Source organism: Limnohabitans sp. DCL3 (assembly GCF_048019295.1).
Lineage (GTDB): Bacteria > Pseudomonadota > Gammaproteobacteria > Burkholderiales > Burkholderiaceae_C > Limnohabitans_A.
On the sequence record NZ_CP171842.1, the window covers coordinates 1,820,434 to 1,835,695 of the forward strand.

Annotated in this window: 14 protein-coding genes; 10 read left to right on the top strand and 4 right to left on the bottom strand. The window is 55.4% G+C overall.

Translation table 11 applies throughout. The features are described 5' to 3' along the window. The first annotated feature begins 28 nt into the window (after positions 1-28). From ACHEXK_RS08240 to ACHEXK_RS08275, 8 genes are read left to right on the top strand one after another with little or no spacing between them, the layout of a single operon-like run. Positions 29-559: a PAS domain-containing protein gene (locus ACHEXK_RS08240; protein WP_416545113.1), complete on the top strand. Its 531-nt coding sequence runs from the start codon at positions 29-31 to the stop codon at positions 557-559. Further along, on the top strand, positions 525-2,030 hold the full coding sequence (locus tag ACHEXK_RS08245) for a methyl-accepting chemotaxis protein (protein WP_416545115.1): 1,506 nt from the start codon (positions 525-527) through the stop codon (positions 2,028-2,030). Before ACHEXK_RS08240 ends, ACHEXK_RS08245 begins: the two co-directional genes overlap by 35 nt. Before the next feature lie 19 nt (positions 2,031-2,049). Then, the gene (locus tag ACHEXK_RS08250) at positions 2,050-3,453 is read left to right on the top strand and encodes a chemotaxis protein CheW (RefSeq protein WP_416545118.1); all 1,404 of its coding nucleotides are present in this window, start codon (positions 2,050-2,052) and stop codon (positions 3,451-3,453) included. Positions 3,454-3,499: 46 nt separating this feature from the next. Further along, positions 3,500-4,519, top strand: a complete 1,020-nt coding sequence (locus ACHEXK_RS08255) for a CheR family methyltransferase (protein WP_416545120.1) — start codon at positions 3,500-3,502, stop codon at positions 4,517-4,519. Next, positions 4,516-5,613: a chemotaxis-specific protein-glutamate methyltransferase CheB gene (gene cheB, locus ACHEXK_RS08260; RefSeq protein WP_416545122.1), complete on the top strand. Its 1,098-nt coding sequence runs from the start codon at positions 4,516-4,518 to the stop codon at positions 5,611-5,613. Before ACHEXK_RS08255 ends, cheB begins: the two co-directional genes overlap by 4 nt. Before the next feature lie 13 nt (positions 5,614-5,626). Next, positions 5,627-6,034 (top strand): response regulator, encoded by a 408-nt coding sequence (locus ACHEXK_RS08265; RefSeq protein WP_416545124.1) that lies wholly within the window; start codon positions 5,627-5,629, stop codon positions 6,032-6,034. 48 nt (positions 6,035-6,082) lie between these two features. Next, a complete protein-coding gene (locus ACHEXK_RS08270; RefSeq protein ID WP_416545126.1) occupies positions 6,083-9,349 on the top strand; it encodes a chemotaxis protein CheW in 3,267 nt (1,088 codons plus the stop codon). A gap of 19 nt (positions 9,350-9,368) precedes the next feature. Then, entirely contained in the window at positions 9,369-9,788 is a 420-nt protein-coding gene (locus tag ACHEXK_RS08275) for a chemotaxis protein CheW (RefSeq protein ID WP_416545128.1), read from the top strand. A 38-nt stretch (positions 9,789-9,826) separates the two neighbouring features. Here the strand turns inward: ACHEXK_RS08275 and ACHEXK_RS08280 are convergent, their stop codons facing one another. Beyond that, positions 9,827-10,360, bottom strand: a complete 534-nt coding sequence (locus ACHEXK_RS08280; RefSeq protein ID WP_416545130.1) for a hypothetical protein — start codon at positions 10,358-10,360, stop codon at positions 9,827-9,829. 398 nt (positions 10,361-10,758) lie between these two features. On the opposite strand from ACHEXK_RS08280, the gene ACHEXK_RS08285 reads away from it, so the two are divergent. Both ACHEXK_RS08285 and ACHEXK_RS08290 read left to right on the top strand, forming a co-directional pair. After that, on the top strand, positions 10,759-11,127 hold the full coding sequence (locus ACHEXK_RS08285) for a flagellar protein FlaG (RefSeq protein WP_416545132.1): 369 nt from the start codon (positions 10,759-10,761) through the stop codon (positions 11,125-11,127). Between the two features lie 161 nt (positions 11,128-11,288). After that, entirely contained in the window at positions 11,289-12,137 is an 849-nt protein-coding gene (locus ACHEXK_RS08290; RefSeq protein WP_416545134.1) for a flagellin, read from the top strand. 206 nt (positions 12,138-12,343) lie between these two features. Here ACHEXK_RS08290 and ACHEXK_RS08295 read toward each other — a convergent pair whose 3' ends face one another. From ACHEXK_RS08295 to istB, 3 genes are all read right to left on the bottom strand, one after another. Further along, positions 12,344-13,420, bottom strand: a complete 1,077-nt coding sequence (locus ACHEXK_RS08295; protein ID WP_416545136.1) for a GSCFA domain-containing protein — start codon at positions 13,418-13,420, stop codon at positions 12,344-12,346. Continuing rightward, on the bottom strand, positions 13,407-14,204 hold the full coding sequence (locus ACHEXK_RS08300) for a hypothetical protein (RefSeq protein WP_416545138.1): 798 nt from the start codon (positions 14,202-14,204) through the stop codon (positions 13,407-13,409). The genes ACHEXK_RS08295 and ACHEXK_RS08300 overlap by 14 nt, the downstream gene beginning before the upstream one ends. 261 nt (positions 14,205-14,465) lie before the next feature. Then, on the bottom strand, positions 14,466-15,260 hold the full coding sequence (gene istB / locus ACHEXK_RS08305) for an IS21-like element helper ATPase IstB (protein WP_416545140.1): 795 nt from the start codon (positions 15,258-15,260) through the stop codon (positions 14,466-14,468). Positions 15,261-15,262: the final 2 nt, after the last annotated feature.

Genomic DNA, 15,262 nt, shown 5'->3' on the forward strand with positions numbered 1-15,262 from the left:
CTGATCGCCGCTCAAACCAGAGAAAGCCATGGCGCGACAACACATTCAACCGACACTGCAAGAAAGGCTGATGCGAGACGATGACTTCATCGTCTCCAAGGCCGATCTCAAAGGTCGCATCACCTACAGCAATGAGGTGTTTGCAGAATTTTCGGGCTTCACAGAGGCCGAATTTTTGGGCAAACAGCACAACCTGGTGCGCCACCCCGACATGCCGCGCTGTGTCTTCAAGCTGCTTTGGCAGCACATAGAAAGTGGCCAGGAAATTTTTGCCTACGTCAAGAATCTGTGCAAAGACGGCTCGTTTTACTGGGTCTTGGCCAACGTCACGCCTTCGCGCGATGAACACGGCAAAGTCGTGGGTTACTACTCGGTGCGCCGCAAACCCAACCCCAAAGCGCTGAGTGTGATCATTCCGCTGTACAAACAATTGCTTCAGACTGAACAAAACGCAGGCTCGCGTGATGCCATCGAGGCATCACTGACCCAAATGCACAACCTCCTCCAAGAAAAGGGCGTCAGCTATGAGCGCTTCATCCTCGACCTCCAAGGGCTTTGAAATCAGTCCGCAAAGCCTTTTGGGTTTGGCGGGTGTACTGGGTTTCTGCGCCGCCGCTTACGCCCTGTGGCAATCGCCCGACAGTTATTTGCTGATCGCTTTGTGCACGCTCACGGCCCTTCTTTTGTTGGCGGGTTTCAAGGCCCTCAGCCGCGAAAACGAACTGCTCGCGCGCATCGACCGTGTGTTGGGCGAAGCTGCCCAAGGTCAGTTGGAAGCGCGCATCACCCAAATCCCCCAGCAAGGTCGCTTGGTGGACGCCGCCTGGCGCGTGAACGACGTGTTGGACCAAATTGAGGCGGTCTTTCGCGAGTCCATGACGGTGGTCACACGCATGGGATCCGGTGATTTTTCTCGCCAACCCCAAGCCGCTGGCCTGAGGGGTTTGTACCCCCAAGTGCTCGCCCAAATCGCCACGGTTCAGAAAAACATGGATGTCACGGTGCAAATGCTCAGCCAGAGCATGCGCGCGATGGCGCAGGGTGATTTCGAGGCGCGTGTGTCCACACAAGGCCAAAATGGTCAATTTTTGGCCATCTTGGACGATGCGCGCAAAACCATGGAAGTGTTGGACGCGCTCATCAGCAATGTGGTCAAGGTGATGGACGCCGTGTCCAATGGCGATCTGAGCCAACGCGTTCGTGCCCATGGCGAGGGCGCATTGGGCAAACTCAAAGACGACATCAACAACTCTTTGCAGGCACTGGCCATCTCCATGCGCCAGATTGGTGAGAACGCCCAACAAGTGGCAGGTGCTGCCAATGACACCAGCACCGCCATTGGCCAATTGGCCGACGGCGCACAAAGCCAAACCCAGTTCATTGGTCACATGGTCAGTGCCATTCGCCAAACCGCCGCGGCGGTGAGCGACATTGCCTCCAACACCGAGCACGCCAGTCGCCAAGCACAAGAGTCCACCACCATCGTGCGCGGTGGTCAGGACAAGATGGTGCAAATGGTGGACGTGGTCAACGGCATTGCCATGAGCTCGGAAAAAATCAACAAGATCACGGATGTGATCGAGAAGATCGCCAACAAAACCAACCTCTTGTCTTTGAACGCCGCCATTGAAGCGGCCCGTGCAGGTGAGCATGGCAAGGGCTTTGCCGTGGTAGCGGACGAGGTGGGCAAATTGGCCGCCAGCAGTGCGGACAGCACCAAAGAAATCACGCAGCTGATCCAGCAAGCCAGCCAGCAAGCCAAAGAAGCGGTGATTGCGGTCAAAGAAGTCAGCTCAGACATGGAACGGATTGTCAAGTCCTCTACAGAAACCGATGGCATGCTGCAGCGCATTTCAGCGTCGGTGGAAGAGCAAACCCGCATGATCCAAGAGATCAACTCCAGCGTTGAAAACTTGGAACAGATTGCTCGCAGCAACTCGGCGGCATCGGAAGAATTGGCCGCCTCGATGATCGAGTTGTCCAGGGTGGCAGACTCCACCCGGACCGAAATCACCAAGTTCAGCACTTAAAGCGGCGAGACCCCCCCACATGGAACTGGTACTTTTCGACATCCAAGAAAACCGCTTCGCCCTGCGCGCGTCTGCGGTCAGTCAGGTGCTGGAGTCCTTGGCTGTGACGCCCCTGCCCTACGCACCGCCAGAGGTCGAGGGCCTGGTCAATGTGACCGGCACCGTGCTGCTGAAAATCGATTTGGCCCTGCGCTTGGGCATGCCCGCGCGCACCGCCGACGCCAACGGCAATTTGTTGGTGGTCATCACCGGCCACGAAAACATTGCGCTGCAAGTCGATCGGGTGCACAACAAGATCAACCTGGACGAATCGCTGCTGACCCCTTATGTGGACCCTGACCAGCGCAATCTGGTGTGTGGCGAATTCACGCTCAACGAGCGCATGGTGCTGTTGCTGGACGAGCAATCCCTGGACATGCGCAACATGGATCCGACGGGCGTGCCCGAGGGCGGTGGCGGCCTGATCGGTTTTGACCTGCACGACGCCGCACGAACCGATGCGGCCAAGCAGGCCAACAACGACATGGCCACAGTCACGGTCGAAGACTGTGGTGAGACCTACGCACTGCCCATGGCCCATGTGCAGGAGATTGTGGAAATCGGTGCTTTGACCCAACTGCCCGGTTCATCACCCGAAGTGCAAGGCCTCATGCAGCTGCGTGGCCAGGCCCTGCTGATTGTGTCTTTGGGCGGATTGCTGAACCGCCCCAAGCTCACCGAAGCGAAATTTGTGCTGGTGGTCAAGGTCCAAGGCCTGCAATTGGGCGTGAGCGTCTCGGCCATTCTTGGCATTGAACGCTACCCCCGTGAAGCGGTGCAGGCGGTGGCGGGCTCGCAAGATGCACAGCTCGAAGGCTACCTCAATGGTGCCGCAGCCCGACAAGGCCACATGACCGGTTTGTTGTCGATGACCGGCCTGCTCTCGCCCCAAGCGATTGCCCATTACCAGCGTTTCTTGACCCAGCAAACCACCTTCATGCTCCACAACAACCATTTGGTCCCCAGCGCCGTGCGACGCATGTTGTCTTTCAGATTGGGAAGTGAACGCTGCGCCCTGCCCTTGGGGCTGGTGGACCGCGTGGAAGAGTACAGCCCCAGTGTGGATTTGCCTGAAGGGGACCAAAGCCTCAGCGGCGTGATCCAGATCAAGGGCGAGATCGCGCCGGTGATCGATTTGCGCAAGATGCTGGGAGTCAGACCCCTGGAGACGTCGTCGTACGTGGTGGTTCGTGTGGACGATGAGCCCTGGGCCTTGATTGTGGACCGCATTGAACGCGTCATTGACATCCAAGAGGCCAACATCACCCCGGTTCGAAACCAACAAAACGATTACCTGAACGAAGTTGGTAAGCTTGACGGCGAGCTGATTTCACTCATCACTTTGGCGCCATTGACCTTGGCCGCCAAACGCCATATGAAATGAACAGCCTGTGACACAAGATAAAAAAGTCAATGACTTGATCAGTCAAATGCGCACCGCGGTTGGCACCGCCCGCGCAGCCACAACCTCTGCGCCAGCGCCCAGCTATGGCGCACTGGCACCCAAGCCTGCGCCGGCACCGGCCGCCTCATTCGCGCGCCCTGAAGAACCCAGCCAATCGCGCGCACTGCTGGTGTTGATCAACGAGCTGATGGCGGGTGTGGAAACGCGTTTTGGCATCAAGCCGGGCACGCTGGTCGAGCGCAAATTGGTGCGCATTTTTAAAGACATGCCCATGGCCACGTTGAAAGACTGGGTCGAGAGCATGAACAACTGCTCCACGGAACACTCGGAATGGCAGTCCTTGGTCGAGAACTTGACCGTGCACGAAACCTATTTCTGCCGCGACCCCGATCTGATGAGCATGTTGGCCGACGAGATCATGCCGCACTTGCTCAATTTGCGTAAAACCCAAAAGCAAGTGCAAATTTGGTCTGCCGCCAGCTCAACGGGCGAAGAAGTCTACGACTTGACCTTCTCGGCTTTGCGGGCCATGCAAAAGGCCGGTTATGCCCGCTTGTTTGAAGGCAAACTCGTGCCCGAGGCAGGCTGGAGCGTCTTTTCTTTTGGCACCGACATCTCCAACCAAGCCTTGCGCACGGCCAAAGCGGCGGTGTATGGTGATTTGGGCATGGGCTCGTTTCGCAATTTGCCAGACGAGTGGAAAAGCATGTTCGAGGACGTCAAGATTGCACCTGCGAACGCCATGCCGGGTGTGAACTATTTCAAGATCCGTGAATGGGTGCGGCAATGCACGCGCTTTGAGCGCTTTAACCTCATGAACAACCGCCCCCCCGTCATGGGCATGGATTTGGTGTTCTGCCGCAACGTGCTGATTTACTTTGAAGACCCCATCAAGAAGGCTGTGCAAACCATGCTGGCACGCGCCATGTCCACGGGCGGTGTGTTGGTTTTGGGCGCATCGGTGCAGATGCTGGTGCCAGAGTACTTCGAATCGCGCTTGGGCAAGGGCGGCCCTTGGTATGTGAGAAATGACAAGCGCGTATGATCAGATTGCTCATTTCTGACGACTCGGCGTTCATGCGCATTGCCATCCGCAAGATGGTGGAGAGTCAAAGCGACATCGAAGTGGTCGGTGAAGCCAAGACCGGGCAAATGTGCGTGGAGATGGCGCGTGAGCTGCGCCCTGACGTCATCACCATGGACGTTGAAATGCCCGTGATGGATGGCCTAGAAGCCACCCGTCAGATCATGGCCGCCACGCCCTGCCCCATCATCATGCTCAGCAGCTTGACCGAGCGCAACTCGGTCACCACCATCCGAGCGCTGGAGTTGGGTGCGGTGGATTTCATCGCCAAGAAGTCCTCTTTTGTGCAACTCGACATTGTGCAAATCGGCGCCGACTTGGTGGAAAAACTGCGCTATTGGGCCAAGAAGAAATCACGTCTGGGCACCATCCGCAATTTGGCCGCATCGCCATTGGCGGTGGGCAAAAACACGCCCGCAGCGCCTCGTCAATTGCGCTCGGTGCCGAACCAGCAAGCTGCGGGCTTGGTGGTGTTGGGCATCTCGACCGGCGGCCCAGCCACACTGCCGCATGTGCTCAAGTCCATGGGGCGACTGGGTTGCCCGATGGTGGTGGCGCAACACATGCCCCCCATGTTCACCAGCGGTTTTGCAGCCCACTTGCGCAGCGAGACGGGCTTGGACGTGGTGGAAAGCACAGAACAGATGGAACTCAAGCCCGGCATGATCGTGATTGCCAAAGGCGGCACCGACGTGGTCGTTCGTGAGCCTTTTCCGGGCAAGCTGATGCTGTACCAAAAAACCGATGCCCATGCCACCATCCACCCCAACGCCGATGTGCTTTTCCGATCGGCTGCAGCCACCTCTTGCCCCGTTGTGGCGGTCGTCATGACGGGCATGGGCAGCGACGGCATGTTGGGCGCCAAAGACTTGGTGGCCCGCAAAAACGGGCATGTTCTGGTTCAAGAGCCCGACAGCTGCATTGTGGACGGCATGCCCACATCGACCCTCAACGCAGGCCTGGCCACGGCCGTGCTTTCCCCCAAAGAGATAGGTACACGCCTGTCACGCTTGTGCGCATCCCGCACAATTCCCACTTTCAAAACCTCTGTTTGATAGAGACTGCCCCATGACCAAGAAACGCATACTCATCGTTGACGACTCTTTTGTGATGCGCGCCCTGTTGCGTGGCATCGTCACCTCAGACCCCGATCTGGAAGTCGCCGGTGAAGCCACCAACGGGCTGGAAGCCCTCCAGCAAGTCAAAGAGATCGCGCCTGATCTGGTGCTGCTCGACATCGAAATGCCCCATATGGATGGCATCGAGTGCATCAAGCGCCTGCGCTTGATGAGCAAAGTGCCGGTGATCATCGTCTCCTCGGTGGCCCAAGCCGGTTCACCTCAAGCCATCGAAGCGCGTAAATTTGGCGCAGCCGAAGTGATTGCCAAACCGTCGGGTGCCATGAGTCTGGACCTCAATGCCAAAAAAGGGCACGAGATCGTCAACGCCTCACGCCGCGTGCTGGGTCTGTCGTAAAAGGCATTGCCTGTTTTTCGACACTAAGCTCGAAAGGAGTGTGGGACCGTGTCTGACGATTTTCTAGAAACCATCTGGGCGCAGTACGCAGTTGAGACCGAAGAGCACATTGAAAGCATTGAGTCCTTGCTCGTCAAGGCCGACAGCGAACCGCTCAATGCCGAAGAGGTCTCCGGCCTCTTCCGAGCTTTTCACTCGCTCAAAGGTCTGAGCCGTGTCATGGAATTGGGCGCGCTGGAGTCGGTTGCGCACCGCTGCGAAGACTTGCTGGGCATGGTGCGCGAGGGCACTGCCGCACTCGACAAAAACACGGTGGATTTGCTGTTGCGCTCGCTCGACGCGATCAAACTGCTGTGCGAAAAAGCCGTGGCCGAACGCAGCGATGGCGAAAAACCCGCAGCCCTGTTGGCCGAGTTGGAGCGCGCCTTCAAAATGGTCAGCCAAGGCCAGGCCTTGACGGTTCCCGACAAAAGCGAACCCGCACCTGTCGCTGCACCCGAGCCACCGCCCGCACCGGAGCCAGTAGCCCCTGCTGCACCTGCACCTGCACCTGCACCTGAACCAGTCCCTTCGGTGCCCGCGTCCAGCCCAGCGCCCTCTCCTGCTCCTGCTCCTGCTCCTGCTCCTGCACGCGCCGAACCCACCAAAGCCGCTGACGGCACGACGGACAACCGTCAAGTGGTGTTCTTGCGCCTGATCAGCAATGGCCTGCCGATTCTGGAACGCTTGGCCAACTCGATTGCCACCAAGCAAGACGGTCCACAAATCTTGGCTGTGGCCAACGACATCCGCAAACCCTTGCGCTGGATGCTCAAAGGCTCCAACAGCCTGGGTTATGCCGGGCTTGACACACGGATTGAAGAAATTTTGGAGGCCTTGCCTGTTTCGGCAGAGATCTCTCAGACCGATGGCGAACGCATGGTCGATGTGATCGTGGCGTTCTTGGACGATCTGAAAACCTTGGGTGAGACCACAGGTGTGGATTTGGGCGGTGAGTCCCTGGCGAAAGTTCTGGCCCGGACCCTCAAAGACAACCTGCTTCTGCATTTGACCCAGGTGGAAGAGTTGCTGCAAACGCTGGAAGGTACGGCCCCTGCACAAAATGATGAGATCGCCAACCTGCTGTCGCAGCGCTTCTCGCGCATCCACGGCTACCTGTCGTCCCTCTACCCCCAGTCGCGCACCGATGTGCCCCTGCTGCTGGTCGACGCGTTTGCACGGGCAGCCCGCCACCAAATGGGCTTGGATGCCGGTGTCATCGCCTTGTGCCGTGAGGCTTTGCAATTCATCCGCGATCTGCTCGCAGCCAGCGGGCGTCAGCCTCTGAAGCAAGGCCCCTTGAAAGCCACCGACGAGCGTCTGCACCAAAGCATTCGTGACTATTTGTGGGCGCACGACGATGCGGGCGATACCCCGGTCGATGCCGTGCGTCAGTTTGTCGCGTCGATGAACATCCCGATTGAATTGTCCGAATTGCTCTCGCCCGACAACACGCGCGAGTTGGTGGAGTTGATCCAAGACGGGCACTTGGCTTACCTGATCAAAGCGCACTTGGAATCATCGGAGAGCATTGCCACGGCTTTCCTCACTTGGGTGCATGAAAAGGGTCGAGTCATCACCAACCGCACCTTGATCGAGAACAACCTCAGTTGGTACGAGATGTTGTTCATTTCGAAGGCCACTCGCGCGGCCATAGAAAACGACCTGACCACCATCGACCAAGGCTCGGGCCATGTTCTGTTGCTGGGCGAGTTGGGCAAAGACCACAACAAACCCAAGCCTGCGGCCAAACCTGCAGCAGCTCCAGCTCCTGCTCCTGCTCCAGCTCCAGCTCCAGCGCCAGCTCCAGCTTCTGCTCCAGCTCCAACTCCGGCGGCTGCTCCTGCGGCGCCCGCAGCGGCCGCCAGTCCTGCACCAGCGGCCACTGCATCGGCCCCAGCAGCCCCCACCGCCGAAGTCGCTGTGGCCAAACCTGCTGCTGCGACGCCGGCGCGGGCTGCGTCCCCTGCTGCGGCCAACGCTTCTTCCAACGTGATCCGCGTGCCGGGTGAAATGCTCGACCAGTTCATGAACCAGATTGGCGAGATGGTGCTGGTGCGTGGGCAATTGGCCCACATCATTGGCGACCAGCGTGCCCGTGATGGGTTGATCCGCTTGCGGCAAGAAGGCCATCAAAAAGACCCCCAAACCCAATTGGCCGATCTGCAGCATGTGGCCGAGAATTTGGAAGACCAGCTGCGCCGCCTGCAAGAGACCGATGCGCTGATCCAAGGTGCTTTGTCTCGCTTGCAAGACAGCGTGATGGGCCTGCGTGTCGTGCCTGTGGAATTGGTCTTCAAACGCTTTCCGCGCATGGTGCGCGACTTGGCTTTGGCACAGGGCAAGCAAATCCGCTTGGAATTGATTGGCCAAGAAGTCAAGATCGACAAGGCCATGGTCGAATCTTTGGCCGACCCCTTGCTGCACATGGTGCGCAACAGCGCCGACCATGGCGTGGAAAAGCCCGAAGAGCGCCGTCAAGCGGGCAAGCCTGACGAAGCCGTTATCCGCATCCAGGCCGAACAGCAAGGCAGCCGCATCATGATCCGCGTGATCGATGACGGCAAAGGCATTGACCCTGAACGGGTGCGGCGCAAAGCGGTGGACCGCGGCTTGGTGAAAGAAGAAGACAGCCTGCTGATGAGCAAAGAGGACATTCTGGGCTTCATCTTCCGCCCGGCTTTCAGCACCGCCGATGTGGTCACCGAGACCTCCGGACGAGGTGTGGGCATGGACGTGGTGCGCACCAGCGTGATGCGCTTGGGCGGCACCATCCACTTGGACTCCGAGGTCGGCCGTGGCACCACCTTCACCATGCAAATGCCGCTGTCTGCGGCGGTGCAAGAGGTGTTGTTGGTCAACACCGCCAACCAGACCATGGCCATTCCCGGCCGTTATGTGGCCGAATTGGTCGAGGTCAGCCCGGACGAGTACCAAACCGTCAAAGGCCGTACCGCCATCTTGCTGCGTGGGAACTTTTTGCCCATCGTGCGTCTGGAAGAAGTGTTGGGCTATCCGCCTGCCGAAAAGCAGTCACACCGCTATGTCGTGGTGCTCAGCGATGGGCAACGCACGTTGGGTGTCTCGGTGCAAGAGTTCGTCGGACGTCAAGAGCTCTTCACCAAAGACATCCACCCACGCTTGGCGGCCTTGCCAGGTGTAGGCGGCGCCAGTATTTTGGGCGACGGCCGTGTGGTGTTGATTCTGGACGCTGCAGCTTTGTACCGCTTGGCGGAAAACCTGCAAACGCCCCACCACTTGCCATTGAGTGCTTGAACCAGGTACATCAAGGCACATGGCTCAGTTCCTGCACATCCGGGTTGAAGACATTGACCTCCTGCTGCCTGCTTTGCAGGTGCACGAGGTCATTGGTCTGGAGCAACGTACCCGCTCAGCCGAAGACCACGCCATTTGGCGCGATCAAGTCATTGCCAGCTGCGACTTGGGTTTCATACTGCAACGCTGCTCAAGCGCATTGAGCCATCGCCATTACGGTGTGGTGTACAGCCCGGACGCCTCATCGGATGTGCAGCCTGTTTTGATGCTGATCGACGAAGTCTTGGGCTTGCGCAACCCCACACGCGATCAACTGCACAAATTGCCCGGCATCGTGACCACTGCGCATGGTCTGTTTGACGGCATCTGGATCGACAACAAGCTGGGCTTGAAAGCCTATTGCGCCAATTCGCACTGGCCTGCGAATTTTTTGGGCTGAGCCCACCGCGCTGCGGTGGGCCAATGGCCCTGTCGCCTTCAACCGTTGGACAAGCCGCTCAGGTCTTCTTCCACGTCAGACGCTTTTTCGCTTTGGGTCAATTCTTGGCGCAAAAATTTAAGCACCACAATCTCAAAACCCAAACCGATCTCTGACATGCAAATGTTGTCGGCCAACTGCTGCATGGCCGTGATGGCTTGTTCGGACGACAGCTCAGTGCGCTGGTATTTGGCACCGAACAAGAAAGCACTCTCGGCGTATTCGGTCGGAAGATACGCCCAAATGTCCGTTTTACCGGAACGGATCTTTTGGTAGCAATCGGCCTTGGGCAAGGGTGGCGGCTCTTCGCTCTTGGCCACGGCAAATGCGGCCATCTGCTGCCAATCGGCCATGCGCTCAGCACCCGAGATGAAGGTTTTGTCCAAATGGGCACAGCACAGCAAGGCCATGCCACGGCGCATGCGGTTGGCTTCAAAGGTGTCGGCGGTCAGCTCGACCACCTTCTCATAAGCTTGCTTGGCGCGCTTTTTGAGAACTTCCGGCGACTCGGCTCCCTTGAAGATCGAAAACATGAGTACCCGCTAGTAAAAAGTCAACGCTGTGAGAGCGTGAGGAAAGTGAACACATGGCCTTTGGCAATGCCCAAGACCATACCCCAAACTGACTAACAGTATAAACGTTGTTGTCAATATTGAGAATTTTTTAGGACAAAAAAGAATTTCATGCTTTTGGACGAATTCATCGGACTAGATGCTCAACCAATTCAACAAATGATAAAAGTAGTATTTTTATAGGCAAATCCCCACGGCACGGTCCCAAGCGGCAAAAAATTGCCGCTTTTTCTGCCAAACCGCTCAAGTTTTGCCGCCCGCCGCCGAATCATGATGACGACACCCCCATTTTGGCCAGCCTACACGTTGGTCCAATCGTCAGTTCTGTCAGCGGGGGGCCTTGATTGAAGGAATAAACCATGAGCAACGACATCACCCCCAGCCGCCTGCCGCCTGCCGCGGTGCCCACCGCCCCAGCGGCCAAACCCGCCGAAGCGGTGCGTGCCCCAGTGGTTGAGATCGCCAAGCCCGAGGTGCAAACCCAACCCAAGCACAACCCGCAAGAAAGCCGCCGCACGTTGGAAGAAGCGACTGAGCACTTGAACCAACAAATGCGCCGCAACAACCGTGACCTCAGCTTCAGTGTGGACGACGTGGCCAACAAGGTGGTGGTGACCGTGAAAAACAAAGAAGGTGAAGTGGTGCGCCAGATCCCTGATGAAACCGCATTGCGCGTGGCCCACAACCTGGACAACGTGAAAGGCTTGATGCAAGACTCAAAGTCTTGATCAGATCAAAAAAATTCAACAAAGCGCTAAAGCTTATTGCACAGCAACCGATTCACCAAGTAACAGAGATTCAAAACCGATTTTCTGTACCAAACAGGCAGGTCTACTCCCTTCGGGTTCCTGCCAACCTTTTGAAATAAACCTCTTCAAGGAGTAAGACCATGTCCGTTATCAACACCAACGTGAAGTCGCTTGTGGCCCAAAACGCCATGACAGTCAACAACCGCAGCATGGACAAAGCCATGCAACAACTGTCGACCGGCAAGCGCATCAACAATGCCTCAGACGACGCTGCAGGCATGGCCATCGGCAACAAGATGACCGCACAGATCCGCGGCTTGAACCAAGCCGTGCGCAACGCCAACGACGGCGTCTCATTGATCCAAACCGCCGAAGGCGCCACACAAGAGATCACCAACATGCTGCAGCGCATGCGTGAACTGGCTGTGCAAGCAGCCAACGACACTTACACGGCCAGCGACCGCTCCGCACTGAACTCCGAAGTTTCTTCGCTGAGCAAAGAGATCACCCGCATTTCCGACAACACCGAGTGGAACGGCATGAAACTGTTCACCGCCAAGAGTGCAGGCAGTGACGGTGGTATCGGCACCTCGGGCAAAGTCACTTTGCAAGTGGGCACAGGCGGTGCGTCAGGCAACCAGTTCTCTGTCCAGTTCAAAGACATCGACAAGGCGCTGGCGATCAGCGGTGTGACTTTGGCCACCAGGTCCGGCGCCACCAGTGCTTTGACCACTTTGGACAAAGCCATCGCCACCCTGGACAGCGACCGCGCGACCTTCGGTGCCACTGTGAACCGTTTGACTTATGCGATGGACAACCTGGCAAGCATCTCGCAAAACGCCCAAGCGTCACGCAGCCGGATCATGGACACCGACTACGCCCAAGCCACCACCGAGCTGGCCCGCAGTCAGATCATCCAACAGGCGGCCACGGCGATGCTGGCCCAGGCGAACCAAGCGCCACAGTCGGTGTTGTCGCTCTTGAGGTAACCGAGGTAACCGCACCTAGGTGTGGTTTGAACAACTTAAAGCCAGTCGGGTTTAACCTGACTGGCTTTTTAATTTTCTGATTCAGTGTACTCTCGGCAAAACGACTACATCCTAGGTGAACGATGTTGATATCAGGTGAATTTGCCTAGATTAGATGAATCGTCCCGGACGCAGGCCAGACTTCAACTTTACAGAGTCGACAAAACCTATCGATTTACCTGTACAGGGTTGTTAAAAGCCTCATCGCACTCAGCCTGAATGGCTTTCTCGACCAAGTGTTCGAAATCAACTTCCGCAGAATTTGGAATAACAATGTTGCCTCCTTCAGCTAAAGCCGCAATCCCAAAGGCACGCTTGAATACACGCAACACCAGTTGAACGCCACGGGGGGAAATCTCTCTGAGATCTGAATTCAGAAACTGTCCGAATGACGGGGGGCTGGTGGTGATTTCGAAGCTCGGAAAGTATTCGCAGTTCTCGTAAGTCTGAAACACTTCCTCAGCGGCAGCTCGCAAAATACCTTTAGAAGCAGCCGTAGCTACTAGGACATTTTGGTTAGAGGCCGTCGCGGAGAGCGCTACAGGAGACACTGTAAAGATCCATTTCATGCACGGATTTTGCACATTGATGAACTCAATGCACCATCGTAGATCCTCCACCACCTGAGCGGCGGTGAAATTAATGAAGTGATGCCTTGATGGATCGAACTGACCAGCCTTAGTGCCAGGGCAAACAGGAAAGATAATGTTAGAGCCAACCTCATACCAAGCTTCTGTGAGACCCAATGTGAAAATGAAACAATGGGTCTCAAGCAACATTTTTCGAACGCATGACAAGTGAAATACTCTGTCGCATTCGAGATCGTGCAAGGTATCGAAACCCTCATTGCAAACACCTGGTCTGAGTAAATCAATCCAACCTCGATCAGTTTCTTCGGCTAAAACACTCATTTGACGCAAGCCAAATGCAAACTCGATCAATTGTCTCAATTGCCTTGCTGTATAAATATTCCCATACCGTGCAGAGAACTGGCTGTAATGAAGCTCGGTTGCCCGTTGCAAAGATAAAATAGAGGGCGCCTCTTCGGTTACAAAATGATTTAATCCAAGCATGGAAAGGTTGGCTGCAATATGTTGTGCAAAACAACTACCTCCCGTTGAAACCTTGTCATTTGGGGTGATTTTGAATTTGGTTGTAGGCTTGAAATTTATATCAGAGTAAATTTTATCAAAAACCCCTTGACGCCAGAAATTTTCATCTGGAAGATGATTATAGGGGTGCATAAAAATCCTCCTTCTCCATTAATTCAAAAATAGCACGACCATAAAGATGATTACCGTGCAGACAACCAGATGCGAAGTCTTCACGCAAGCCCCCTGTATCGGTGAATGATTTAAGTGGAGCTCGCAAAGTCTTGATGCCGAAATTATCAAGGCTACTGCTGAGCGAATCGTACATAACTTGGTAAATTTTCTTTCGCACAGAAAATGGTCGAACACCAAATTTCTCAAATAAATCTTTAAATCCTTCTGGATTGCTAAGGATGTGATTCTCGGATTCTAAGGGTGGTGGTGGCGTGACGTACCAAATTTTAGCTTTAGGAAAATTTATTTTATACAGAAGACATGTCGCTAGCGTTGCATTGGTTGCCTTGGCTAAATGCGCCGACACATCTTTAATTTTTAATAACTGTCTACCTTTAATGGCTGGAGAATTGTTGTAGGAAAAATCCCAAGGTACCGGTGTTTCAACAAGTGATTCAAACGCAAACTCATTTCCCCGAAGCATAATGACGATGTGCGATGCATCGCGATCAATTTTATTTAAGAAAATGGACATATTTTGCGTATGACTGACATTTTCACCGTCAAAAGATATTTGCCCCAGAAGACCCATATTACAAAAAAGATAATTTATTTCATTTCCATCTTTAAAGAATTTACCTTCCGAAATTCTGAGACTTTTCCAATCCTGATAAAGTCGGCTAAAATCATCTTCAGAACAAAACTCCGTAATAACACTCAAATGTAGTTGAGAGTTGCCGACCATCCATATTTTATTATTCATTCGATTTAATTAAAATTTATTTTGAAATTAATTCACTTGCGTGTTACAGCTTAGTCTGTAGGGGCATCTGCTGGCACCGTGGAGTGCTTTGAATTTCAATGCCTTCCACGATCATTGAATTTAGATATTATTTTATCGAATCATTTAGGAAATACAAGCAATCTTCTCTGAACAATGCATTTCGAACTGCTTGACGTCAACTATCCTGACCGCTCGGCGACAACTATCCTGGCCGGTGGAAGCGGGGATGAATTCGTCGCGTTATTTGCTTGAGCTGACCTTTCTTGCTGGTGTCGCCATAGCCTGCGCTGAGCGCCTGCGGTAACTCTCCACATTCATCTCCAATATCGTGGAGTGATGCACCAAGCGGTCAACTGCCGCTATCGTCATGGCCGGATCTACAAACACCTCTCCCCACTGCGAGAACGGCGTGTTGGCCGTGATGGCCAAGCTCTTGCGCTCATACCGCTCAGAGATCAATTCAAACAACACCGATGTTTCAGCTTGGTCACGGCGCACGTAGCTCAGGTCGTCCAGAATCAACAAATCAAACCGTTCCAGCTTGGCCAACTCCTGCGGCAGCCGCAGATCACGCCTGGCCGCCTGCAAGCGTTGCACCAGATCCGAGCAGCGTGTGAACAACACCCGCTTGCCTGCTTCAATCAGGGCATTGCCCAAAGCACTGACCAAGTGGCTCTTGCCCACCCCGGGCGGGCCAAACAGCAACACGTTTGCACCCCGGTCGAGCCACTCTGTGCCTTCGCTCAATGCCATCACCTGCGCCTTGGACACGCTGGGCACGGCCGCAAAGTCAAAGCTCGACAGCCGCTTGTCAGGCCCTAGCCCGGACTCTTGGCGATGACGGTCCATGCGCCTGCGCTCCCTCTCGTTGATCCCATGCTCGATTAAAGCCTCCAAGAATCGGTGCGCAGTCCAGCCCTCCAAGTCGGACTGGACACACAAGTCACCGGCCAAGCGTTTGATGGTGGGCAATCGCAAGTCGGTCAGCATCAGGCTCAGCCTGGCTGATGTGCTGGCCCCTGTAGTTGTCGTCATAG

Excerpts from the sequence above, each read along its gene's own strand:
- ACHEXK_RS08280 (WP_416545130.1), bottom strand. The coding sequence starts at position 10,360 with ATGTTTTCGATCTTCAAGGGAGCCGAGTCGCCGGAAGTTCTCAAAAAG.
- cheB (WP_416545122.1), top strand. The coding sequence starts at position 4,516 with ATGATCAGATTGCTCATTTCTGACGACTCGGCGTTCATGCGCATTGCC.
- ACHEXK_RS08290 (WP_416545134.1), top strand. The coding sequence starts at position 11,289 with ATGTCCGTTATCAACACCAACGTGAAGTCGCTTGTGGCCCAAAACGCC.
- ACHEXK_RS08255 (WP_416545120.1), top strand. The coding sequence starts at position 3,500 with ATGCGCACCGCGGTTGGCACCGCCCGCGCAGCCACAACCTCTGCGCCA.
- ACHEXK_RS08240 (WP_416545113.1), top strand. The coding sequence starts at position 29 with ATGGCGCGACAACACATTCAACCGACACTGCAAGAAAGGCTGATGCGA.
- ACHEXK_RS08285 (WP_416545132.1), top strand. The coding sequence starts at position 10,759 with ATGAGCAACGACATCACCCCCAGCCGCCTGCCGCCTGCCGCGGTGCCC.
- ACHEXK_RS08275 (WP_416545128.1), top strand. The coding sequence starts at position 9,369 with ATGGCTCAGTTCCTGCACATCCGGGTTGAAGACATTGACCTCCTGCTG.
- istB (WP_416545140.1), bottom strand. The coding sequence starts at position 15,260 with ATGACGACAACTACAGGGGCCAGCACATCAGCCAGGCTGAGCCTGATG.
- ACHEXK_RS08250 (WP_416545118.1), top strand. The coding sequence starts at position 2,050 with ATGGAACTGGTACTTTTCGACATCCAAGAAAACCGCTTCGCCCTGCGC.
- ACHEXK_RS08265 (WP_416545124.1), top strand. The coding sequence starts at position 5,627 with ATGACCAAGAAACGCATACTCATCGTTGACGACTCTTTTGTGATGCGC.
- ACHEXK_RS08295 (WP_416545136.1), bottom strand. The coding sequence starts at position 13,420 with ATGCACCCCTATAATCATCTTCCAGATGAAAATTTCTGGCGTCAAGGG.
- ACHEXK_RS08300 (WP_416545138.1), bottom strand. The coding sequence starts at position 14,204 with ATGAATAATAAAATATGGATGGTCGGCAACTCTCAACTACATTTGAGT.
- ACHEXK_RS08245 (WP_416545115.1), top strand. The coding sequence starts at position 525 with ATGAGCGCTTCATCCTCGACCTCCAAGGGCTTTGAAATCAGTCCGCAA.